Source organism: Microbulbifer maximicatervae (SeqCode), assembly GCF_052467695.1.
In genome coordinates this window covers 2,977,208-2,998,149 of record NZ_CP174320.1, presented here as the reverse complement: position 1 = coordinate 2,998,149, position 20,942 = coordinate 2,977,208, and the positions used below count along the sequence as shown (strand labels likewise).

24 protein-coding genes and 1 pseudogene are annotated in these 20,942 nt (G+C 44.1%); 18 read left to right on the top strand and 7 right to left on the bottom strand.

The features are described 5' to 3' along the window. Positions 1-109: 109 nt before the first annotated feature. From ACJJI8_RS13195 to ACJJI8_RS13160, 8 genes and pseudogenes are all read left to right on the top strand, one after another. The gene (locus tag ACJJI8_RS13195; protein WP_444932645.1) at positions 110-250 is read left to right on the top strand and encodes an IS4/Tn5 family transposase DNA-binding protein; all 141 of its coding nucleotides are present in this window, start codon (positions 110-112) and stop codon (positions 248-250) included. 18 nt (positions 251-268) lie between these two features. Continuing rightward, positions 269-1,474: pseudogene (locus ACJJI8_RS13190) on the top strand (IS4 family transposase); the annotation flags it as partial. A gap of 39 nt (positions 1,475-1,513) precedes the next feature. Continuing rightward, entirely contained in the window at positions 1,514-1,963 is a 450-nt protein-coding gene (locus ACJJI8_RS13185; RefSeq protein ID WP_444932644.1) for a hypothetical protein, read from the top strand. 265 nt (positions 1,964-2,228) lie between these two features. Then, positions 2,229-2,585 (top strand): hypothetical protein, encoded by a 357-nt coding sequence (locus tag ACJJI8_RS13180; RefSeq protein WP_444932643.1) that lies wholly within the window; start codon positions 2,229-2,231, stop codon positions 2,583-2,585. Between the two features lie 88 nt (positions 2,586-2,673). After that, a complete protein-coding gene (locus ACJJI8_RS13175; RefSeq protein WP_444932642.1) occupies positions 2,674-3,039 on the top strand; it encodes a hypothetical protein in 366 nt (121 codons plus the stop codon). Positions 3,040-3,511: 472 nt separating this feature from the next. Next, entirely contained in the window at positions 3,512-3,688 is a 177-nt protein-coding gene (locus ACJJI8_RS13170) for a hypothetical protein (protein WP_444932641.1), read from the top strand. A 132-nt stretch (positions 3,689-3,820) separates the two neighbouring features. Further along, on the top strand, positions 3,821-4,351 hold the full coding sequence (locus tag ACJJI8_RS13165) for an AAA family ATPase (RefSeq protein WP_444932640.1): 531 nt from the start codon (positions 3,821-3,823) through the stop codon (positions 4,349-4,351). Positions 4,352-4,456: 105 nt separating this feature from the next. Continuing rightward, positions 4,457-4,645, top strand: coding sequence for a hypothetical protein (locus ACJJI8_RS13160; protein WP_444932639.1), 189 nt, complete (start codon positions 4,457-4,459; stop codon positions 4,643-4,645). A gap of 40 nt (positions 4,646-4,685) precedes the next feature. Here ACJJI8_RS13160 and ACJJI8_RS13155 read toward each other — a convergent pair whose 3' ends face one another. Next, complete coding sequence (locus ACJJI8_RS13155) at positions 4,686-5,720, bottom strand: IS481 family transposase (RefSeq protein ID WP_444932638.1); 1,035 nt, start codon at positions 5,718-5,720, stop codon at positions 4,686-4,688. A 252-nt stretch (positions 5,721-5,972) separates the two neighbouring features. Between ACJJI8_RS13155 and ACJJI8_RS13150 the strand changes: the two genes are divergently transcribed. Both ACJJI8_RS13150 and ACJJI8_RS13145 read left to right on the top strand, forming a co-directional pair. Then, positions 5,973-6,830: an AraC family ligand binding domain-containing protein gene (locus ACJJI8_RS13150; RefSeq protein WP_444932637.1), complete on the top strand. Its 858-nt coding sequence runs from the start codon at positions 5,973-5,975 to the stop codon at positions 6,828-6,830. A gap of 91 nt (positions 6,831-6,921) precedes the next feature. Beyond that, positions 6,922-7,551, top strand: coding sequence for a LysE family translocator (locus ACJJI8_RS13145; RefSeq protein ID WP_444932636.1), 630 nt, complete (start codon positions 6,922-6,924; stop codon positions 7,549-7,551). Between the two features lie 14 nt (positions 7,552-7,565). Here the strand turns inward: ACJJI8_RS13145 and ACJJI8_RS13140 are convergent, their stop codons facing one another. From ACJJI8_RS13140 to ACJJI8_RS13130, 3 genes are all read right to left on the bottom strand, one after another. Continuing rightward, entirely contained in the window at positions 7,566-8,810 is a 1,245-nt protein-coding gene (locus ACJJI8_RS13140; protein ID WP_444932635.1) for a cation:proton antiporter, read from the bottom strand. Between the two features lie 50 nt (positions 8,811-8,860). Further along, the gene (locus ACJJI8_RS13135) at positions 8,861-9,835 is read right to left on the bottom strand and encodes a hypothetical protein (RefSeq protein ID WP_444932634.1); all 975 of its coding nucleotides are present in this window, start codon (positions 9,833-9,835) and stop codon (positions 8,861-8,863) included. Positions 9,836-10,324: 489 nt separating this feature from the next. After that, positions 10,325-11,581 carry a hypothetical protein gene (locus tag ACJJI8_RS13130; RefSeq protein ID WP_444932633.1) on the bottom strand — a complete coding sequence of 419 codons (1,257 nt, stop codon included), beginning with the start codon at positions 11,579-11,581 and terminating at the stop codon, positions 10,325-10,327. 345 nt (positions 11,582-11,926) lie between these two features. On the opposite strand from ACJJI8_RS13130, the gene ACJJI8_RS13125 reads away from it, so the two are divergent. From ACJJI8_RS13125 to ACJJI8_RS13115, 3 genes are all read left to right on the top strand, one after another. Continuing rightward, on the top strand, positions 11,927-12,382 hold the full coding sequence (locus tag ACJJI8_RS13125; RefSeq protein WP_444905907.1) for a Cif family virulence factor: 456 nt from the start codon (positions 11,927-11,929) through the stop codon (positions 12,380-12,382). Positions 12,383-12,536: 154 nt separating this feature from the next. Beyond that, positions 12,537-13,628, top strand: a complete 1,092-nt coding sequence (locus ACJJI8_RS13120; RefSeq protein WP_444932632.1) for a PA0069 family radical SAM protein — start codon at positions 12,537-12,539, stop codon at positions 13,626-13,628. Further along, positions 13,603-13,935: a GIY-YIG nuclease family protein gene (locus ACJJI8_RS13115; protein WP_444905908.1), complete on the top strand. Its 333-nt coding sequence runs from the start codon at positions 13,603-13,605 to the stop codon at positions 13,933-13,935. The genes ACJJI8_RS13120 and ACJJI8_RS13115 overlap by 26 nt, the downstream gene beginning before the upstream one ends. A 19-nt stretch (positions 13,936-13,954) precedes the next feature. On the opposite strand, the gene tmpT is transcribed toward ACJJI8_RS13115, so the two are convergent. The 3 genes from tmpT to ACJJI8_RS13100 form a co-directional block, all read right to left on the bottom strand. Continuing rightward, the gene (gene tmpT, locus ACJJI8_RS13110) at positions 13,955-14,593 is read right to left on the bottom strand and encodes a thiopurine S-methyltransferase (protein ID WP_444932631.1); all 639 of its coding nucleotides are present in this window, start codon (positions 14,591-14,593) and stop codon (positions 13,955-13,957) included. A 240-nt stretch (positions 14,594-14,833) separates the two neighbouring features. Next, positions 14,834-15,343, bottom strand: a complete 510-nt coding sequence (locus ACJJI8_RS13105) for a DUF1097 family protein (RefSeq protein WP_444912525.1) — start codon at positions 15,341-15,343, stop codon at positions 14,834-14,836. A 360-nt stretch (positions 15,344-15,703) separates the two neighbouring features. Beyond that, entirely contained in the window at positions 15,704-16,399 is a 696-nt protein-coding gene (locus tag ACJJI8_RS13100) for an SDR family oxidoreductase (RefSeq protein ID WP_444932630.1), read from the bottom strand. Positions 16,400-16,412: 13 nt separating this feature from the next. On the opposite strand from ACJJI8_RS13100, the gene ACJJI8_RS13095 reads away from it, so the two are divergent. The 5 genes from ACJJI8_RS13095 to ACJJI8_RS13075 all read left to right on the top strand — a co-directional run bounded on the left by ACJJI8_RS13095 (position 16,413) and on the right by ACJJI8_RS13075 (position 20,940). Beyond that, entirely contained in the window at positions 16,413-16,775 is a 363-nt protein-coding gene (locus tag ACJJI8_RS13095; protein ID WP_444898052.1) for a DUF3301 domain-containing protein, read from the top strand. Positions 16,776-16,783: 8 nt separating this feature from the next. Continuing rightward, positions 16,784-17,005, top strand: a complete 222-nt coding sequence (locus ACJJI8_RS13090) for a DUF1653 domain-containing protein (protein ID WP_444927249.1) — start codon at positions 16,784-16,786, stop codon at positions 17,003-17,005. Between the two features lie 385 nt (positions 17,006-17,390). Then, on the top strand, positions 17,391-17,897 hold the full coding sequence (locus ACJJI8_RS13085) for a phosphatase PAP2 family protein (RefSeq protein ID WP_413664977.1): 507 nt from the start codon (positions 17,391-17,393) through the stop codon (positions 17,895-17,897). After that, positions 17,894-18,967, top strand: a complete 1,074-nt coding sequence (locus ACJJI8_RS13080; RefSeq protein ID WP_444932629.1) for an MJ1255/VC2487 family glycosyltransferase — start codon at positions 17,894-17,896, stop codon at positions 18,965-18,967. Before ACJJI8_RS13085 ends, ACJJI8_RS13080 begins: the two co-directional genes overlap by 4 nt. Before the next feature lie 170 nt (positions 18,968-19,137). Then, a complete protein-coding gene (locus tag ACJJI8_RS13075) occupies positions 19,138-20,940 on the top strand; it encodes an acyl-CoA dehydrogenase (RefSeq protein WP_444932628.1) in 1,803 nt (600 codons plus the stop codon). Positions 20,941-20,942: the final 2 nt, after the last annotated feature.

Genomic DNA, 20,942 nt, shown 5'->3' with positions numbered 1-20,942 from the left:
TCCCTTAGCAAAGCGCTAAGTTTTATACACAAGTTTTTTCAGTTTTATTATAAAAATCAATGAGTTACAGTTTGTACGTTATAGGGGCTACAAATTTGGCTGGATAATTATGCAGGACTGGGTCAGGGACGAAGTGAAAAATCAGGTTATGGGTGATACACGATTGAATAAGCGCTTGTCCAATATTCTCAGTAATTTAAGTTCCGACCCAAAGGGTAGCATTCCCTGTGCAAACAAGTCTTGGGCATAAACCTTTGCAGCCTATCGATTTATCGAAAATGATAAAGTCAGCTTTGACTCCATTTTGAGTGGCCATAAATCAGCCACTCTTGAAAGAATCAAGGTTCAGCCAGTTGTTCTTATCCCTCAGGATACCACTTTCCTAAATTTTGCTACCGATTTAGAAAGCAAAGAAATGGGAACACTCCGACGCAAGGAGACTAATCAGCAGCTCCTACATACGTCTATCGCTATAACACCATCCAGAGATAATCTGGGCATTATTGAGGGTAGCATGTGGCAGCGAGATAAAGAATCTAGCGCTAATTCTCGCTATACCAAGTCGATACAAGATAAAGAGAGTCGACGCTGGTTAGACCATTATGAATCAGCTTGTGAGATACAAGAGCGCTGCCCTGAAACCACGATTGTGAGCATCGCGGATAGAGAGGGAGATATTCATGAGTGGTTTCAATTAGCTGAAGATCAAAATGAACAGCGGCGTGCAAGCTATATTGTTCGAGCCAAGGCTAATCGTAGTTTAGAGATCGAAGGAGAAGATACGACTTTACTTTGGGACTATATGACCAAGCAGAAGTCCATCGGGAAATACTCAGTAGGTATCCCCAAAAGGAATGGACAGCCAGAAAGGGAAGCTAAGGTCAGTGTATCCATTGCAGAAGTAAGATTGCAGGGAAAAGGAAAATCAAAACGACCTCTTTCTCTCTACGCAGTCTTTGCTAAGGAATTAAGCCCACCAGAAGGGGAAAAAGGTATTGAATGGATGCTGCTGACCGATCTTGCCGTTGAGGACTTTAAGCAAGTGAGGATCATTATTGAGTGGTATCGAAGTCGATGGGAAATTGAAACCTATTTCCGAGTGGTGAAAGGCGGATGCCAGATAGAAAGTAATCGCTTTAGAACCGAGCAGCGAATGTTGAACTGTATTGCAATCTATATGATTATTGGGTGGCGTCTACACTCCATGACAACACGAGCACGAACGCTTCCTGATACGTCGTGTACGAAATTCTACTCTGAAAAAGAGTGGCGTATGATATGGATAATGCAAGCTAAAACCTCCCCACCAAATGAAGCTCCAAGTATGAGAGATATAACTCGTATGTTGGCAGGACTTGGAGGCTTTCTGGGACGGAATGGCGATGGTGAGCCCGGAGTTAAAACTGTTTGGCAGGGGTACACTAAACTGCTCCATTATATGGAGGCAGCGGAGGCTTTAAATGGACTTAAATGATGTGTATAAAACACAGTTGAGGCGTTATACGCAATCACTATGAAGATACTTAAATTTCTGGCCATATGCCTACTTTGTTTTTCCATCTTTAATGGAGCTGGAGCTCGGGCAGAGGAAAAACCTGAATGCAATGATGAGTATAAAGTTGCAATAAGTAAGGCTAGTAGGTTACAGAAAAGCAATGAGTGGGAAGAATCCAGATCTCAATTGATTATTGCTGAGAGCAGCAATTATTACTTTAGTGTTATCGATAAGTCTTCGGTCTTCTTTCTGTGGTCCAACTACTATTTAGCGTCCGATACAAATGCATCGGTTGATAAGGTAATTGAGTACAGCTTGAAAAACCTTGGTTTAGCCGTAGATAATGGAAACATTGATCCTACATTTGCTTGCGCAACGATCATATTTAAGCTTAAAAATCCTGAAATCTTAGATGCTAATGCTAAGTACAAAGAAATGTGCATCAAGCGTCTTTCAAAAGGCGTATAACAAGGCGGTGTTGTCGCCGCTGAAAAGCGCGGCTGGGATGGCTACGCTGTCGCTTCACCGCCCCAAATCTTGTCGTTCAGACTGTAGAAAAACTAAATTATACTTGTGAGAGATTGAGACTGATTAAATATCGATCAAAAATCGTGATCCTACATGAAATCTGGCTGAGTTTTCACTGACAAAGACTCAATTTTTTTACGTACAACCATAATATGAAAAGTGGGGTGAGTTTTTCTACACCCTCGTTATACATGATGAGAAGGTTATGGGTTTTAAAATATCTGGAGCACTAAATTTTCTTTGCGCCTTTTATTTTCTTGCTATCTGGGCAATTCTATTACTTGTTGCCCAACCAAAGGCACTAAGCACATACGAAGCGGCAAAGGGTAGCTTGATCTATGTACTTACAGAGGAAGGTTCAGAGTTTTTTTATTTGAGTATTGCATCAATGCTTGTTTGTTTTGTATGTGGCGTATTTCTCTTCCTAAGAAAATACCCTGAACAAACAATGTATGTTATAGGCTCTCATGCTCTAATAGGTTTTTATTTTTATGACTGGTCGTTAGCATTATCTATTGGCCTGCCATTGTTATTCTTTAATAAGGTACGAGTAAATGCATAACAAGGCCATCAATCAACGTCACTTCGTGGCTGGACAGCCTAACGCGCGCTTCACGCATGGCTGCCGGTTATGGCGGTATTAAGTGAATATGAGATATCTGATAGTTCTGCTCCTAATTTTTCCGCTACAAGCTAGTGCCGTCGAAGCGTTTATCTCGTATTGCAAGTACGAAGACTCTATTCTGGGTATTATGTATCCCCAAAAAACGGGCTCAAGCACCTACTACTTATTTGAGTTGAAAGATGGCGAGTACGTTGATCTTGGTAGCGGTGACGCTGGAGGCGACTATTTTCAAAGTCGTATTGCGGCAAACAGGGAAGAAGGCGAGGCACTTTTAGCCAGATCGAAACACCTCGTAAGCTATTTCAAGGGCAAGGCATTTAAACTAGTTTCGCTGCCCGATGACCATACAAAAATAAAACTGGAAGCCACCAATGTTTGTGCCATACCGTAAAAATCACTTAACAAATTGTGCAAGCGGGACAAAGTACTGCGCACTTCGCCCCTTCGCCCCTTCGCCCCTTCGCCCCTTCGCCCCTTCGCCCCTTCGCCCCTTCGCCCCTTCGCCCCTTCGCCCCTTCGCCCCTTCGCCCCTTCGCAAGGCGTTATAATTTTAGTGAGGTTATATGGAAATAGATAAGGCAGCTGATAGCCCCTCTGAAAGCGACAGTTGGGTTGAAAGTATCTGGATATTTCTTGGCTCTAGAAAATATAGGGATATCAGTATCTGAGAATGAAGACGTGATTTGTGAAAAATTCACATCTCATTTTAATCACTTGATCAGCTCAGGAATGATATTAAACTCAGGCGGTAGAAAATCTACCAGATAGTTTTGGGGTAGGTATCGGGCTTAATCAGCATTTAACATATTGGGATTGTTCCGAACAAAAATAATCTCGCTCTAGATTTACTGGACCGCCTATCCATGGGCGATTCGCACGGGCAAGAGCTATTAAAAGAATCAATACGACAAATTCAGATCGCAGAGCCTTCATTTAAATCAAAAGATATTGAGCGCTGGAAAAAAGAAGGGAAGATTTCCGAAGGCAAAGAGAAGCTGTTTACCCAGTTTTCCATAGACGCGGAGTTAACTGCGCCATAACAACGCAAAGCAGCCGATGTCTTACCTTATGCATTTTTTTACACAGTTGCTGCGCCCCCTTTTTGTGCAAAAAGCACTCAAACCAAACTGCCTTGATTGCGGTATTAGAAAACAATTGGAATAAAATAGAATATGAAAATTGCTATATCAGGTTCACACTGCACAGGAAAGACAACTATTTTAGACGATCTCGGTGGTTCGCTTGATAACTTTGAAATTATAGAGGAGCCATACATTCTGCTTGAAGAGAAGGGACATGAATTCAGCGACTCACCAAGTGAAGATGATTTTATATCTCAGCTAGACTACTCCATTGAATTGATAACAAGTAGTCAGGACAATAGATTGTTTGAACGTTGCCCATTAGATTTCGTCGCTTATATAAATACTATAAATAATAACTCGGTATCACTAGAAGAATACCGCGAACAAATTCTAGAAGCGATGGAGCTAATCGATATTGTCATTTTTGTCCCGGTGGAAAATCCTGATAGAATTAGATGTCCTGAATCGGAAAATCCAGAACTGAGAAAAGAAGTCGATATTCAACTTCAAGATCTAATATATGAATTTGAAGATTCTAGTGGCTTTCGAGTTATTGAGATTAGGGGAAATCCCAAAGAAAGAATCCAGAAAATTACGTCATTTTTAGACTCAATCTGAATTTTTCTAACAGGTAGTTCCTGCAGACCCAAATCCGCCGCCGCTTCGCGTCCCTGGATTCGGTCAGCTGAACTTAGCGTTAGATTGAAGGCAAAGAGATCAAGCATGGAAGATCAAGTCAAGCTAGGTAAATATGCTATTCGTTTTGGAGTTATCTATTTGTTATTGTTGGTAGGCATGGCAATAGTGTTGAGCATTCTTGAAATTAACTCAAATTCAGGCGCAACAATGGGTGCACTCATGGGTTCGGCTATGGCGACAGCAATAAAATGTAGTAGTTCAGACTTGATCTGACAGTTACCGGTTTTTCAGGAGGTGCTCTGTCAGGTCAAATTCAGTTTACGAGCTTTTCCTTCCAGATGCTTTTTCCATCTTCAAGAGTGGCTAACGGTGTTCGACCGCAACACTTCTTACCCTGATGGGTTCTCTCATTATTGTAATATGTGAGCCACTCGTCCAGATCCTTTTGTAACTCTTCTATTGATCCATAGATCTTGCGGCGTAATGAAGGTTGGTAGAACTCTTGTAGAATAGTTTTATGGAAGCGCTCACAGATCCCGTTAGTTTGTGGATGTCTGGCTTTTGTCTTGGTGTGTTCTATTTCGTTCACACTTAGATATAACTGGTAGTCGTGCTGTTCCAATTTGCCACAATACTCTGTACCGCGATCAGTTAGGATACGCAGCACCGGTAGATCATGTAAGGCATAAAACGGTAGTACACGGTCATTCAGGAGGTCTGCCGCAGTGATTGGCGTTTTGGTGGTGTACAGCTTGCAATGAGCCACCTTCGCATAGGTATCGATATAGGTTTGTTGGTAGACACGTCCGACGCCCTTAAAGGTTCCTACATAGAAGGTATCCTGCGAGCCCAGATAACCTGGGTGTTGAGTATCAATTTCACCACAGGCTTCATCATCATGCCGTTTTCTCTCCAAAGCCTGAACCTGTGACTCCGTGAGGATCAGTCCCTCCTCAGCGACCTTGGCCTCAAGTGCCTTTAATCGCAATTTGAAGTTAGCTAGGTCATGCCGTAACCAGATACTCCGAACGCCACTAGGGGACACAAATACACCGCGTTTACGCAGTTCATTGGAAACTCGAACCTGCCCATGGGCAGGCTCTTGGAGGGCATAAGTTAACACTGCCTCTTCAATGACTGTGTCAACACGGTTCTTGTGGTTGGGTACACGCCGGTTCTTCTCAAGAAGGGCGTCCACGCCACCACTTGAAACGGCTTCCTTGTACCGATAGAAAGTGTCTCTCGATACACCCAGCATCTTACATGCTTTGGAGATATTTCCGAGTTCTTCTGCCAGATTTAGCAATCCGGTCTTGTGTTTGATGATGCGATCATTAGTATGGATCATGGGGTTTATCCTTGGTTTTGCTTTTAGGTTTAGGCACCTTCATCAAAACCGGTAAACCCCTCTTTTTCAAGAGGATGTGTCAGATTTGGTCTGAACTAATACAGGTAAATGCTTACCAAACAAAGGCACTCGATATCAAAAGTACCACTCCGAACCTCTCCACTATTCAATTGTTACACACCCATCTGTAACTTTGCTTTACCACCCTTTCTTTCTGTAAAGTAATGGTTATTTATCATACGAGGGTTATCAGTGCGAAAGGAATTCTCTAAGGCTTGGCGAAGTCCGAGTCATTGCGGCATAGAGCTTTTTCACGCCTACTTCCATAAGTTTTCCTTTGCCAAGCATTGGCATGATGAACTCGCTATTGGAATCTTCCTTTCTGGCGTAGAAAAGCTCGATTATCGCGGTGAAACAGTGACTCTTCCTCAGGGAACCCTTGCTGCGCTTAATCCAGGGGAGATTCATACCGGTTTTTCCGGAAGTGACTCCGGTTGGTACTACCGTATGTTTTACTTTGACACGGCTCTCATTGAGGAAACCCTCAGGGAACACACTCTGCTGAATCAAACACTCGTACCATTTTTGAAAGGGCCACTATTGGATGATCCTGAGCTTTTTCAGCTTCTCTACAAGCTACATAGCAGTCTTGAAATGAGCGCTTTATCCCTTTCAACAGACTCTCTACTCACCCTGGCAATTAGCCAGCTCTTTGCCCGTCACGGCGACCAAAAGATCTACCCGAAGTCATCCTCCAACAAACAGGGAGTCTTGAAGGCCCGCGCTTATTTACAGGAAAACTGGCAAAGAAATGTGACACTGGATGAGTTGTGCCAATTAACTGGCATGAGTCGATATCAGCTAATTCGTAGTTTTAATGCCCAGTTTGGCGTTCCTCCACATCAATTCCTAATCCTCCTAAAAACCCAAAGGGCCCGCGCATTATTTCGTACGGGAGCCCAGGTGGCTGAGGTGGCTATCGACTGTGGATTTTTTGATCAGAGCCACTTGAGTCGAAATTTCAAGCGTGCATTCGGTATCACACCTGCTCGCTACTTGAAGTCTGCTCAGTGCAATTTTGTACAAGAACCTTCCTTCTACTCTCTCTAAACTCACCTATCTCTGGGAAGACAAAGCGCACCGTTAAACGGTGTGAACCATTTCTCATAGCGATATCTCTTCTACGACATGAGCAATATATATGAGCTTAGAATTTCTATTAGCCTGGCTGGCAGTAATGTTCCCACTAATTTTTAGCCCGGGACCTGCCAATATCACCTTTGCAGCAGCCGGAGCCAGCTTGGGTATTCGTCGTTCCTTACCTTTACTGGCAGGCATAGACATTGTATTTCTAATGAAGGCTTTATTAGTTGGCTTCGGATTTATGAGCTGGCTAATTCACTACCCTATGGTAATGACCATCTTGCAGTGGACTGGTGCCATCTACTTAATTTACCTTGCTTACGTTTTTATAAAGCCTAATAAAAAGCCTGGAAAAACTACCACTAAATCGGTAAGTATTTGGCAGGGAATGCTGATTCAAAGTATGAATATTAAAGCTTGGATGATAGTAATTACTATGTTCTCTGTGTTCGCACCAAAGCAAGAGGAGAGCAATGAAAGCAGTGTTATCACCTTGATTATTATGATCACCATACTCAACTTTGTGACACATTTCTCATGGATCGCTTTTGGTCGGACCTTATCGAAAGCACTTATCAGCGATAAAAATAGAAATCTGCAAAACAAGCTTTTTGCACTCAGTCTGCTTCTTGTCGCTGTGTGGTTAATTGCTGATAACCCAACCGCTATTATCCTAAAGGCTGTATGACTTGGAACCTTAGCTCAAAGGTTTAATTTATGAATCAAGCGGCCACTGGTAGTCCCCTGTACCAACAAGGAGAAAAGGACCACGCCAAATACCATAGATTGAATTGTCCACCAATAGGGCAATTCAACTGGAAGAGAAAGTACCAAAGCGACCGCAATAACCCCTCGGAGCCCGCCCCAGCTCATTAACAGACGCCAGGATTTCGGTATCGGGGGGCCAAAAAAGCGAGTCAGAGGTGCCACTAAGAATACAGATAATGCTCTAGCTCCTAAAGCAGCCGCTGTAGCAATAAGCATTGCCAGCCATTGGTGGGTAAACATCTCAAAAGTTATCACCAATCCCATAATCACAAAAATAATGCCGGTAAAAAACAACCCCATCCACTCCCAGGTTGGACCCGCATGAACCAAATAGGTGTTATTTTGCTTGCTTAAGCACGCTCGAGCAACAATTGCACATATCATTACCGAAATGATACCTGACACATGAAAAATACTTTCCGCCAAATAGAAGCTACCAAATGCAGCGATCACTAAAGTCATTAAAGCCGCACTGGGAGATCGTAGAAACAATATGACAAGAGTGGTTATCAAGCCAAAAATAAGCCCAATCGCAACACCACCGAAAAATACCATGCAAAAATATAGTGTCACTGAAGTCGCGTCCAGCGAAGGGGCTGCAGCCCCCATCGATGAGTTTTCAACGATACCATAGGTAGCTAGCCCTAATACTAATGAATAGAGAACTACAGCTGCAGCATCATTGAAGAGGCTCTCTCCATCCACCAAGGTTAAGAGATCATCTCCTGTTTTTTCCTGACGCAACTTATTAACTACAGAAACAGGGTCAGTAGCCGCTAAAATAGCCCCGGTTAGCATGGCCGCTACCCAAGGAAAACCCTCCGGATGACCAATGCCGTAATAAGTAATTGCTGCAATAAGAACAGCACAAATAACCAAACCGAGTGTAGAGAATAACAGTACAGGTCCAATCCAGCGCTTTAAGACTTTGGGTTCCAGCTGCCAGGCGGACTCAAAAATTAATACCGGTAAAATAACAAAGAATACCAGCTCTCTGATACTGGTTGCACGCAAACCTGTATCATAGTCAATTATGGGAAGTAACAAAGCCGCCAGCACTCCTGCGACAAGGCAGCCAAGTGTATTATCAATACGTAAGATCCTTGCAATGCCCAGTCCAATAACTGCAGCGGCAGCGAGATATAACCCCTGCCCTACAACAGTGACTATATCATTCACCTGTCAACTCCTATTGCCAGTGCATTCGCACTTCGAATACAGACACACTCTCATTGAACACACTCATCTACAAGTAGAGACTTTACAAGTTTTAAGTATGACTCCACATACAAATGTGCACTCTCATGGCTAGTTAAGGGCTCACAGTATCCAAATACAAAAATGGTTTTTCTACAGGTGGTATACGTAATAACTATTAGCAGGTGGGCAACGTGGACTTGTGCGACAATGCCTGACTCAATTTCAAAGTATTTAAGCCCACCAGCTAATCGCTGCATATTACAGGTATTAGAAACACAAATACCAACAGGAAATACAGTGATTTCTGGAAATGTAGATATACATTGCGCAGCAAAAACGGAAACAACTTCAGGGGATATCAATTTAAGTGTTGAGTATCCTTTTATTCCTATAATGGGTACCGCTTGCTCTACTTTCCATTTACTACAGCTATTGGATTTCCGCACATTAAATAAATCGACATCCTTGAATCCAGACAAATTAAAATACTCACCCGTACTTTTTCTTAGTAGTTTAGGTTCTTGGCCAGTATAGCTTCTCTTCCTCTCCTGGAACCTGTCTAGATCGCAAAAAAGTACCAACCTTGACTGGCCATCCAATGCAGTATGATTGCTAACAATGATGACCCGCTCAACTTCATCATTCACGTTAAAATGCAAGGTAATCTCATAGGCGCAATTTTCTATTTCAACAAATTGATTTTGCTGCCAAAGGTATTCAATCTCATATTCTAATGATTTATTTAAATGCTTTATGATTAGAGGTACTTTTTCAAATTCAACATCACAAATGCAAGAAGGCTTGGTGCCCTTCTTGGCCCTCACCTGAAGAATTGGGCGTCTTCTATGGATAAAGGTAAAACCTCTGCAAAATTGCTCGAAAGTAACAGAATCGCGGAGACGAACAAACGATATTAGCTGAGTTCCATCGTAAGACTCATTAGTCAATTCAATAAATAGAGCTTCTTGGGACCCCAACTCACGTGAGAGTGGCTCTTTCTCCATGCAGGCCTCACATTTGCTAATGGGTACATTACATGTAATACAAGAAGCATTATCCTCAGTATAGGAAAATAGTTAGAAACTGTTTGTTGATATTGGCTATTGATACAGAGAGCAGATCACTAAGACAGTCAGCACAATCACAATCTAGTTAACAATCGATTGATTCCTTCGTCTATACAGATAAAATATTAAAAAACATTGCTAATGGATAGATATCTTATTATTCCTCACTTAAATAGAATTCAACTAACCTTCGTATGAATATCGATTATTAATAACCTCTACAAGAATTTCTTTCCACCAAATCGTCATCACCACTATGGAGAAAATCATCGCAACCGAGTAAGAAATAGCAAATGCGCCTAACAATCTATGTATTTAAATTGATATCTTAACCAACACAACACAACACAACACAAGAATAATTCAATCTTCCCTTGAAATCCTCACATAAAAACAAGAAAGCATTCTAGAAACCCTGTATAAAAACTAATGAATTAGACCACCAATAATATCCATATACCGCTTTATATACAGAAGAACACTATTTCGACTCAAAAGTGGTTCACAGTAACCAAATACAAAAACCGAGTTCTTATTGGTTGTATATGAAATGACCGTCAATGGGTTTAGCCCATTAGTTTGGGTCACCATTCCTTTTTCAATATCAAAAAATTTCATCCTTCCACCTAATTTACTTAAACTTCCTACATTAGATACGCAAATACCGGCAAAGAAGGATTCTGAGCCAGAGATTGTCTCTCTTGCCATAGCTTCCACCTCAGCAACAGTGTATGCAGACACAATTTTTTTTGCCATCGGACGTTGTTTAGTTAGTACCGTGTATATTTGGGACTGTAAATTTTCAGCAAAATCTATGATATCAACCGATGTAGGGTCTTCAGGAATAGATAACTGAGTAGTTTGCGAAAACGAACCAATATGCTCTAATGGGATCGGGGGGGTACATAAGCCTCTTCCATCTAAAGCTAAAATAATCTCCTCTCCCTTTTTATAGGTTGGTAGGACTACTGAAGCAATGGAAGCAATTGCACAAAGAATTGCGGTTAACTTTACTCCTCGGTCTTTACCTATTTTTGCTAGCTGATGGAGATCTTCAGGACACAATAGTCTCGCTATTGCACCAGCCTGCCGTTTACTTGCCGGTGCAACCTTCTCAACAGGCCAGTTTAATTTTTGATCATCCGCATCATGAAATATATGTTTTTCACCTACATATCCAGCGACTTCTAAATTTTTAGCGATGCTTTCCCCAAGAGGTAGCGTTTCATTGTCTCTAAAGGGTTTATTTTTTTGTACTAACTGATCCAACTGCAAGAACAGAGTCATAATAGAACGACCATCCATAATCGCATGAATATTATTGACAATAACCCACTGCACTAAACCTTCATGATTGCAAAATATGCTTAGACAATATGCATATCTATCACTGTCTATATATTTTTGGGCCTGGTTTGAGTACTCTCCCTCAAAATCCATTTCCTTATCTAGCCGGTACACATCTATAGGTATTTCGGAAAAATTCACATCACAAACCCACCGATATTTATTATCTTTCTCGACGCGGGCTCGCAAGAGGGGATGATACTGGTGTAGTATTTTAAGGCCAGAACGTAGCGTATCAATTGCTAGAGGCTCACAAACTCGAATAAAAGAAATAAGTTGCAAGCCCCCTTTTGACTGCCTAGACAGCTCTACATGAAGAGCTTCTTGGCGTCCCATCTCCCGAGAGGGTATCTCCGATTTCATGGTTGAAGCTACCGTACCTATTAGGCATTCATACCAATTATAGAAAATAATAAAACCACATATAAATCAAACAATTACGACATAAAAAGTGAAGTGACACACTATCTCGTAGCTATGCACACCTAGCGGCTTTGTAGATAAGCTCACTTTCAGTTGATATCATAATGACAGCTTTGAATCTGCTCACTAATGACAGCACTAAATATTCAAGCGAGTCGGCATGGGTATTTTCAATATACAAAATAGAATTAAATATTAACTCAGGGTCACCGGCTAGACAATCAAAGCTTTTAATTGAAATTAGACAAGGATAGAAATATGACAAATAATATGGAAATACAACAAGTTATCGATGAATTATATAGTGGAATCTCTGGCCCTTCAGGTTTTCAACGCGACTGGGAAAGACAGGCATCATTATTTTCCCCTGATGCGAAAATGATTCGCACATTTGTGGATAGCAATGGCAAGCCCCAGTCTACGATCCTCAGCGTCCAAGAATATCCAGAAAATTTTGAAAATCTAATTGCAGATCGCCCTTTCTATGAAGCTGAAATACACAACATTATCGAGCAATTTGGAAATATTGCTCACGTCTTCAGTATTTATGAGGCCTGGAGCGATAAGGAGAAAACCCAATTCCTAAAAAGAGGGATAAATAGTATCCAGCTATTGAACGATGGCGAATCCTGGAAGGTAGTGCATATGATTTGGGATGACGAAAGACCCGGGCTGACAATGGAATCGAAATATAACCCCGCAGTCACTGCCTAAACAGTATCTAAGAGCACAATTAGACCCTAAGAGGCATTGCCTCTTAGGGAAACCAAATCCAGACTTATTTTCCTCTCCAGGTAAATCCGCTAAGGCTTGCAATCCTCCAAAATTAAGGCGTAAACTGTACATTAATACAGTTATCGCTAAAAAAATGTCAGATCATCCTTCCACTAAAGCGCCATCCCCATGCAAGGGCCGAGGAACCGCTTCTAACCTCCCAGGGCGCTTTGCTGAACTTTCCAGCTCCCGTGAAACTGATGGCTGGCAAGTGGAGCCTGATCAGCCGGTGAGACTAATAACCTCATCCATTGAGGAAAAGGCGAAAACTATTATCTCGACTAATCAATCTCCAGATATCCCTTTCTCCCAATCGATAAACCCCTACAGGGGATGTGAGCATGGTTGCATCTATTGTTATGCCCGCCCAGCCCATGCCTATATGGATTTATCACCAGGGCTCGATTTCGAGACCAAGATTTTCTACAAGCCAAATGCTGCTGAGCTTTTAGAGAAAGCGCTACGAAAGAAGAGCTACCAGTGCAGTCCCATCGCTCTGGGAGCCAATACCGATCCCTATCAACCTCTGGAACGAGAGAAAGAGATAACCCGTAGTTTACTGGAGCTTATGCAGGAGTTTCGCCAGCCGGTAACCATTGTCACCAAAAGCCAGCTAATCTTGCGGGACCTCCCACTGCTGGCAGAAATGGCACAAGATAACTTGGCCCAAGTCGCCATTAGTGTGACCACGCTAGATAATGCCCTTAAGCGTAAGCTTGAGCCAAGGACCGCTAGCCCTGCTGCTCGTCTGCGAACAATTGAACAGCTGAGTACAGCGGGCATTCCTACCGCAGTACTCGCTGCGCCTATGATCCCCGCTCTCAATGACTGTGAGCTGGAGTCGATTCTTGCAGCTGCACGGGAATCAGGGGCTGTAAGAGCCGCATATATCCTATTACGCCTCCCCTATGAAGTTGCCCCTCTATTTCGGGAATGGTTAGAGGTACACTACCCAGAAAGGGCAAAGCATGTCATGAGCCTGGTGCAGCAAAGCCGTGCAGGTAAGGATTATCAAAGTGAATTTTCCCAAAGGCGAACTGGCACAGGCATATTTGCTCAACTACTCCAAAGACGCTTTCAAGTGGCAATGAAAAAGCTGGGCTTGGATCATCGGCGCCTTACCTTGGATTGCTCCCAGTTCAAGCCGCCGCCTCGCACTAATGAGCAGCAGGATTTATTTTCTTGAATCTATGGGCCATATAAAAAAGAAGGAAGAGCTGAGGGTGAATTGGTTTCTCTATCTTGTTCGAACGGCCAGAGGAACACTCTATACCGGTATAACCAATGATTTGGAGAGGCGTTTTTCTGAGCACTGTAGTGATGGCCCAAAGGCGGCAAAAGCACTACGAGGTAAGGGGCCCCTTACGCTCGTGTTCTCTGTGGGGCTACCCGATAAATCAACCGCCTTGAAAATGGAGATAGCCATTAAGAAGTGGCCAAAATCAAAAAAGGAAAAACTAATACTTGGCTCTCATTCCCTGCCAGAAATTTAGCTTGTTGAGAAAGCCATTATCACTTTGGTGTTAACAACCATGCCTCTTCTCTTGCAGGAACCTTGCCTTTAAGTCCACCAACAACGTCTCTTGTCGCCAATACTTGTAGGCTATAATCGGCATCATAATATTCATAAATCAAACGGCTCCCAACAGAAAAAGGTGGGCCAGGCATCTGGGTTTGTTCATACTCGAAGGATACGAGGAGTTGCGGTGCGACTTGGGTGATAGCCATTAAGTGTCTGACATATTGCTCACGAATATCTGAGGGGAGGGCTACCAGTGCAGCCCGATCATAAATCGCTACAACCGGCCCCAACTCCTCTCTACCCAAATCGAATATATTGCCAACAAAAATATCGATGTTGGCAGCAGAGTAGCACTTCAGATTACCAACCTGGCTTACCTGTGGGATTACTGCCATTTCACTGAAGAGCTGCTTCACGGCCTCCTCATTGAGTTCACAGCCAACGACTGAGATATTCTGTTCTAATAACCAAGCAATATCTTTCGTTTTGCCACATAGCGGCAAGAAAATCCGATCACCCGGAGACAGAGAGAGACTGGAAAAGAATTCTGTCAACAACGAATTGCCGGCCGCCTCGTGAAAGCCAATATCATTTCTTTTCCACTTATCATGCCAAAATTCTTCCTTCACAACTGGCTCCTACAATCCAAGGTAAAAAAATAGATAAGAAACGAATTACATCAATGAAGAAGTGTTCTGTAGTATTCCATTTCGATACTACTTTCAGACTCATAGGGTTCAGTAAACGCCAAAGCCGCAACAAATACCATTGCTGTAGATAGCAATATACGTTTTACCATTGAACTACACCTCTATTCAATCTTACTGAACCCCTTACAACCCTTCCCCTCAAGCACTCAGATTAATCTTTCAACAAGTCCTTACTGCTCGTTGCTGACGCGGCCATAAAATATCAATCAGGCCGGCAAATACTGCACCGATAGATACCGTTGCAATCAGTTGAAAATAGGCATCCAAGGTAATGTCCAACTGCGCAAGAAACGCAATAATGATACCAATGGCATAGCTAGTGACATTCCGAATACCAGTCACCATTCCCATTGCCCATACACTGATAATCGAGAAGAGAAGTGCAATCGGCCCAACCAGGATACTTGGGTCAATTTGCCATTTATGTGCCGCTGTTTGAGCGCCCAACCCCAACCCCAGCCCGGTCACCACACATGCGAGATTGTAGGCACCTGCCCGCCAATCACGCCCCCTGGAGTAATAGGCAATAACACCCAACACCGCTACCCATATTGGCATTCCGCCCAGATAACCGACGAGTGCCGCAACAATGAGAATTGCAAGGATTGGTGACTTCAGTAACTGGGGGGACAAGCTTTTACGCTTGGTTAAAACACTGGGCCACTTCATGATTTCCACTCCTTCGAGGACACCCTGATAAGAGGTAAGATTCCTTGCCTAAAACGTAAAACCCGCCAACACTCTGAAAGGATCTATCAGAACCATTCCTTGATATGAAGCTATTTTCAGGTAGTTCCCACTCTGGGGGATAGAAAACTTCTTCCGTATTCTTGCCCAATCTTGCAATCAGCAGGCAGTAGCACGAAGCAGACAAAACAGACTCACCCGCCGGCCATATGCAAAAAAGTTGAAATGCATAAATTCGACTGATCAAGGCTACTCAAGCGACCTCGTATTCAGGCCGGCAGAGTGTGGGAGCTGCATTCTATTAGATTCTCAAAGGAGTTTTGTCACAGCCCATTACAAGCGTTACCAGGGAATTTCTGTCCCGTCATAGTTATAAAATCGACCCGTTTTTGCTGGCGTTACTGATAAAAGCAGCTTTTTTAGTCCGCCGACACTCTCCTCAGCAGAAATCAGTGCTCCGGGGCCGCCCATAGCCGTTTTAACCCACCCCGGATGCAAAGCGAGAACCGTGATTCCTCTCGGCTCTAAATCGATAGATAAGCTTTTGACAACCTGGTTTACAGCTGTCTTTGAAGTTCGGTAGATATATCCCCCGCCAGAGCGATTATCAGCGATACTCCCAACCTTGCTGCTCATCACCGCGATTAGCTTGTGCTCACTGGCCGCAACATTGTCACAAAAAGTTTCTGCCATCATATAGGGGGCGATAGTGTTGGACTCTAAAACTCGACGCCACTCTGCGCGGTCAACAGCGCCAAATCCCACGCCCTTCGGCCCGTAGTAGCCTGCATTGTTTAGCAATATGTCTACCGGCTCTCCTTGAAAGGCCTTACCTAGAGAAATCATCTGTTCGTAGTCGGTCACATCCAAGCCAATCAACTGTATCGAGGCGTAGCGCTCTTGCAACATCGCGAGCTCAGCGGCTTTCTTCGGTTCCCGGCAACAAGCCAGGACCTTCCAACCAATTTCGGCAAACTGGACACACAACTCAAGCCCAATTCCGCGATTGCAGCCAGTAATTAAAATCGTGCCGGACATTGGCGCTCCTTAAATGGTATTCTTGCAGGAAAGCGATCATAGCAACTGTATAGCAATGTATTACACTCTCAGCGACATACTGTGGCTTTCCCTGTTCTTTGTGGTTCTTTGGTATATCTGGGCCAGTATGGCCGCTAAAGAGCACGTCCGGCGAGCCGCTTCTGATCACTGCCGACAGCTCGGTGTCCAACTATTGGACGACACCGTGCTTTTGGTTCGTACTCGAATCAAAAAGGATAAGAGGGGGTTTTTCAGCCTTCACCGCAGTTACAAGTTTGAGTTTACTTCTACAGGCGAACATCGCTATTCAGGCACTGCTGTACTTCACGGGAATCGCATCCAACAGTTACAGCTTGCCCCCCACCACGTAAGTTAGAGGTACCCATGCAACGCGGCCTATATCGTCACTACAAAGGAAATCTGTACGAGGTTTTACATACCGCAAAACATAGCGAATCCGAAGAGGTTATGGTGGTGTACCGAGCCCTTTATGGGAGCTATGGCGTCTGGGTACGACCAAAAGACATGTTTAATGAAACAGTTTCTAAAAACGGCGTTAAATCTCCACGCTTTGAATTAGTCCAGGCATTTGACATAGCTGCCTGACCTGACTGAAATATAATTAATTTTGGAGGGGCCATGCTTCCTCCAAAGTCACTTTATCTGTCTATTATTTTTTCCAATAAGATAAGCAACTTTCTTCAGTTATATCTGCACCCAATCCAACTCAATCTTTTGTCTAACTTGCTGGTACTTAGGTGTACTATCAGCTTACAACTGACCCCGAAAACCCCCAGCGTTTATTAATCGAATTACTTATAATTTTGATTTGGAATAATTTTGCGCCAACTATTCGTTGGATCTTTCAGCCTTTGAAATAAGCTCTTTCATTCTATTCTTCCCGCCTGGTCAAGATTTCATTATTGCGACATAAATCGGTCAAGTCCGTGCAATAATCGATTTGTAACTTGTCGGCATGCGAGGCTTACCGATGAATCTAAAGAGTTTTGATGTGTCCATAGTGCTGTATATGGTTGAGCGGGCATCACGCCCCAGCTCTCGCCGGCGCTATCTGTGGCTATCTAAATCTGGGGATGGGTGGGCAGCCGGGGCACTTTTATTCACCTATGTATGGCTCAATTCAGCCATTCAACTGCTGTACTTAGCATGTACCGCAGTTGCCTTGGAGCGCGGATTGTACTGGGGGATAAAAAACACGACACGACGACTTCGCCCGCCCCAAGCAATCCCGGGCATGCGTCCCGTAATTGTGGCGCACGATCGTTTCAGCTTACCGTCGGGCCACACCTCATGCGCCTTCCTATTTATAACCGCGATGTCTATACAGGTGAGCCCTATGTGGAGCTTCGGTTATATCTGGGCCACCGGTGTCGGAGCCGCCAGGGTTGGCCTGGGAGTTCATTTCCCGTCTGATATTTGTGCCGGCGCTATTTTGGGGACCAGTGTCAGTTTAATTGTGAGTGCTGCCTTTTTATGAAGATACTTTACGGCGTTCAATCCACGGGTAATGGGCACATCAGTCGCTCCCGTGCGCTGGCTAAGCAATTCGAAAAGTATCCAAATCTCGAGGTCCAGTGGTTATTTTCAGGCCGTCCAAGAGAAAGCTTATTTGAGATGTCTTCTTTTGGAGACTATTGGTGGCGGGAGGGAATGACTTTTATCCACAGTCACGGCCGCTTGAATAGTTTCGCAACACTACGAAACATCAATGCAGTAAGATTCATCAAGGATATAAGAACACTGCCGGTTAATAATTTTGATTTAATTATCAGTGACTATGAACCTGTTACGGCCTGGGCAGCAAAATTTAAGAAAAAACGCAGCATCGGTATCGGCCATCAATACGCCTTTGAATACCCGATCCCTGCACCTCGAAATAAGTGGGCATCCCGCACAGTACTAAAATCATTTGCCCCAACACAAGAGAGTATCGGTTTGCATTGGCACCACTTCGGCAACCCAATACTACCGCCAATTGTCCCTCAGAAACCTGTACTCTCCCAGGAGTTGGGTGAACATATTCTAGTTTACTTGCCTTTCGAACAGCCTATTCCGATGCTGGACGAACTTTCCAGGCTGCCCTATCGGTTTATCGTCTACGGTATACCCCACAATTTACCTACCTCTAGTAATATTCAAGTCAAGGCCCCCTCAATTAATGGCTTTCAGAAGGATCTGGCAACCTCTAAAGCAGTAATCTGCAATAGCGGATTTGAATTATTGGCTGAAACCCTGGCTCTGGGAAAACCCATTCTCAGTAGGCCTCTCGCCAATCAATTTGAGCAGGAAGCCAATGCCAAAGCGCTCGATCAGCTCAAACTGGCCACAATCGTAAAACAGATAAATGCCTATACGATCGACAAGTGGCTAACCAACTGCCCCCCTCCACTTCGGATAGTTTGGCCTGATGTGGCTCAATCACTGGGCAACTGGATTGCTTCCGGGTGCCGACAAAGCCCAGCTGAACTATCCTCCCAACTGTGGCGCAAGGTGGTACCAAAGCCCGTTGCAGACGCAGCACCAGTATTTCAAAGAGTATCCGAGTAAAAGCACTCTAATAATCGCCAAGTCTATTCATAGAATCAGTCATTGCCCAGTGCACCCTCTCCACGTTTACATATACACTTGAATCGTAGTGTTCCAGCATAAAAATATTCAATGGAAAACTACCTGGAAATTAAACGGATTACCCAAAAAGAATAATGTAAGAGGTAAACATGGCCCATCAGCTGCTCAACGAGCGTGAAATCGATTTTTTGCTTTACGAATTTTTAGATACCGAGGCCCTAATCAATCGCCCTCGGTACAGTGAGCACTCCCGTGAAATTTTTGATGCAACACTGAATACTGCACACACCATTGCAGAAAAATTTTTCGCTAATCACAACGCCAAAGGCGATGAGATTGAACCGAGCTTTGATGGTGAAAACGTCAGCGTTATCGAAGAAACCAAACAGTCCTGGGATGCTTTTGCCTCTGCAGGATTTCTTGCCGCTCACTGTGATGCTGAGGAAGGCGGGCTGCAATTGCCAGAAGTTATTCTGCGCACAGCACTCGCTTATATGGCTGCAGCAAACGTTGCCAGTGCTAGCTACCCGTTCTTGACCATAGGCGCGGCCAATCTGGTTCGCACTTTCGCCAGCGAGTCGCTTAAAAAGCAATTCCTTCCGCAAATGCTGGACGGGCGTTTTGCCGGGACTATGGCACTAACTGAACCGGATCAGGGCTCCGCACTGTCAGACATTCGCACTAGCGCCCTACCAGAAGAAGACGGCAGCTACCGCATTCATGGGCAGAAAATGTATATTTCTGGTGGCGATCAAAACCTCACTGAGAATATCGTTCACCTGGTTCTGGCAAAAATTAAAGGCGCACCCGCAGGTGTGAAGGGAATATCGCTTTTTCTGGTTCCCAAATTCCTTCTGGACGAGCAGGGGAAACCGGCAAAACGCAATGATGTAAAACTCGCAGGCCTGCTACATAAAATGGGCTACCGCAATACCACATCAACGGTATTGAGCTTTGGTGAGGACAGTGGCGCTGTAGGCTACCTGATCGGTGAACCCCACCAGGGCCTGAAGTATATGTTCCAAATGATGAATGAAGCCCGTATCAGTGTGGGAGCTGGCGCTTCTGTACTTGGATACCAGGGGTACACTTACTCTCTTGAGTACGCCAAGGGCCGCCCGCAGGGGCGTATGCCATCTAACCGAGATCCTGAATCCAAACAGGTCCCTATCGTCCAGCATGCCGATGTTCGCCGTATGCTACTGATGCAAAAAGCCTATGCTGAAGGTGGCTTAAGCTTGAGTGTTTATGCCACCTCACTTTACGAGGATGAGCATACAGCCCCTACAGAAGAGCAGCGCAACAATGCTGCAACACTACTCGATCTGCTAACTCCCGTAGTAAAATCCTGGCCCTCCAAGTACTGCCTAAAAGCTAATGAGTTGGCGATTCAGGTTTTGGGGGGAGCGGGTTATATTCGTGAATACCCGGTAGAGCAGTTGTATCGAGACAATCGCCTTAACGCAATTCACGAAGGTACAGAAGGCATCCATGCCCTGGATTTACTGGCCCGGAAAGTACCGTCAAAAAATCTTGCTGGCTACCAACTGTTACAGGCAGAGATCCGCAATACGATTATGCAGGCCAGGGATAAACCTAAGCTCGAATCTATGGCCAAAATGCTGGAAGAAGCCCTGGAAAAGTTGGATGAGACAAGTTTTGCATTATTCTCCCAGCTTCAGGAAGATGTGGATCGCGGCCTGGGTAATGCCACCCTATACCTGGATTTATTTGGCTGTACCGTAGTCGCCTGGTTGTGGCTACAGCAGGCAGTTATCGCAGAAAAAGCACTGGAAAAGAATCCTAATAGTGAAGCTCAGGATTTTTACCAGGGTAAATTACACACTGCTAAATACTATTTTGAATGGGAGCTACCAAAAACAGAGACAGCTATCGCACTGCTGAAATCAGGCAATAGCGTTCCTTTCGACATGCAGGAAAATTGGTTCTAGTT

Excerpts from the sequence above, each read along its gene's own strand:
- ACJJI8_RS13075 (WP_444932628.1), top strand. The coding sequence starts at position 19,138 with ATGGCCCATCAGCTGCTCAACGAGCGTGAAATCGATTTTTTGCTTTAC.
- ACJJI8_RS13195 (WP_444932645.1), top strand. The coding sequence starts at position 110 with ATGCAGGACTGGGTCAGGGACGAAGTGAAAAATCAGGTTATGGGTGAT.
- ACJJI8_RS13180 (WP_444932643.1), top strand. The coding sequence starts at position 2,229 with ATGGGTTTTAAAATATCTGGAGCACTAAATTTTCTTTGCGCCTTTTAT.
- ACJJI8_RS13175 (WP_444932642.1), top strand. The coding sequence starts at position 2,674 with ATGAGATATCTGATAGTTCTGCTCCTAATTTTTCCGCTACAAGCTAGT.
- ACJJI8_RS13105 (WP_444912525.1), bottom strand. The coding sequence starts at position 15,343 with ATGAAGTGGCCCAGTGTTTTAACCAAGCGTAAAAGCTTGTCCCCCCAG.
- ACJJI8_RS13165 (WP_444932640.1), top strand. The coding sequence starts at position 3,821 with ATGAAAATTGCTATATCAGGTTCACACTGCACAGGAAAGACAACTATT.
- ACJJI8_RS13090 (WP_444927249.1), top strand. The coding sequence starts at position 16,784 with ATGCAACGCGGCCTATATCGTCACTACAAAGGAAATCTGTACGAGGTT.
- ACJJI8_RS13100 (WP_444932630.1), bottom strand. The coding sequence starts at position 16,399 with ATGTCCGGCACGATTTTAATTACTGGCTGCAATCGCGGAATTGGGCTT.
- ACJJI8_RS13155 (WP_444932638.1), bottom strand. The coding sequence starts at position 5,720 with ATGATCCATACTAATGATCGCATCATCAAACACAAGACCGGATTGCTA.
- ACJJI8_RS13115 (WP_444905908.1), top strand. The coding sequence starts at position 13,603 with ATGAGCAGCAGGATTTATTTTCTTGAATCTATGGGCCATATAAAAAAG.
- ACJJI8_RS13085 (WP_413664977.1), top strand. The coding sequence starts at position 17,391 with ATGAATCTAAAGAGTTTTGATGTGTCCATAGTGCTGTATATGGTTGAG.
- ACJJI8_RS13080 (WP_444932629.1), top strand. The coding sequence starts at position 17,894 with ATGAAGATACTTTACGGCGTTCAATCCACGGGTAATGGGCACATCAGT.
- ACJJI8_RS13160 (WP_444932639.1), top strand. The coding sequence starts at position 4,457 with ATGGAAGATCAAGTCAAGCTAGGTAAATATGCTATTCGTTTTGGAGTT.
- ACJJI8_RS13145 (WP_444932636.1), top strand. The coding sequence starts at position 6,922 with ATGAGCTTAGAATTTCTATTAGCCTGGCTGGCAGTAATGTTCCCACTA.
- ACJJI8_RS13120 (WP_444932632.1), top strand. The coding sequence starts at position 12,537 with ATGTCAGATCATCCTTCCACTAAAGCGCCATCCCCATGCAAGGGCCGA.
- ACJJI8_RS13095 (WP_444898052.1), top strand. The coding sequence starts at position 16,413 with ATGGTATTCTTGCAGGAAAGCGATCATAGCAACTGTATAGCAATGTAT.
- ACJJI8_RS13170 (WP_444932641.1), top strand. The coding sequence starts at position 3,512 with ATGGGCGATTCGCACGGGCAAGAGCTATTAAAAGAATCAATACGACAA.
- ACJJI8_RS13125 (WP_444905907.1), top strand. The coding sequence starts at position 11,927 with ATGACAAATAATATGGAAATACAACAAGTTATCGATGAATTATATAGT.
- ACJJI8_RS13135 (WP_444932634.1), bottom strand. The coding sequence starts at position 9,835 with ATGGAGAAAGAGCCACTCTCACGTGAGTTGGGGTCCCAAGAAGCTCTA.
- ACJJI8_RS13130 (WP_444932633.1), bottom strand. The coding sequence starts at position 11,581 with ATGGGACGCCAAGAAGCTCTTCATGTAGAGCTGTCTAGGCAGTCAAAA.
- ACJJI8_RS13185 (WP_444932644.1), top strand. The coding sequence starts at position 1,514 with ATGAAGATACTTAAATTTCTGGCCATATGCCTACTTTGTTTTTCCATC.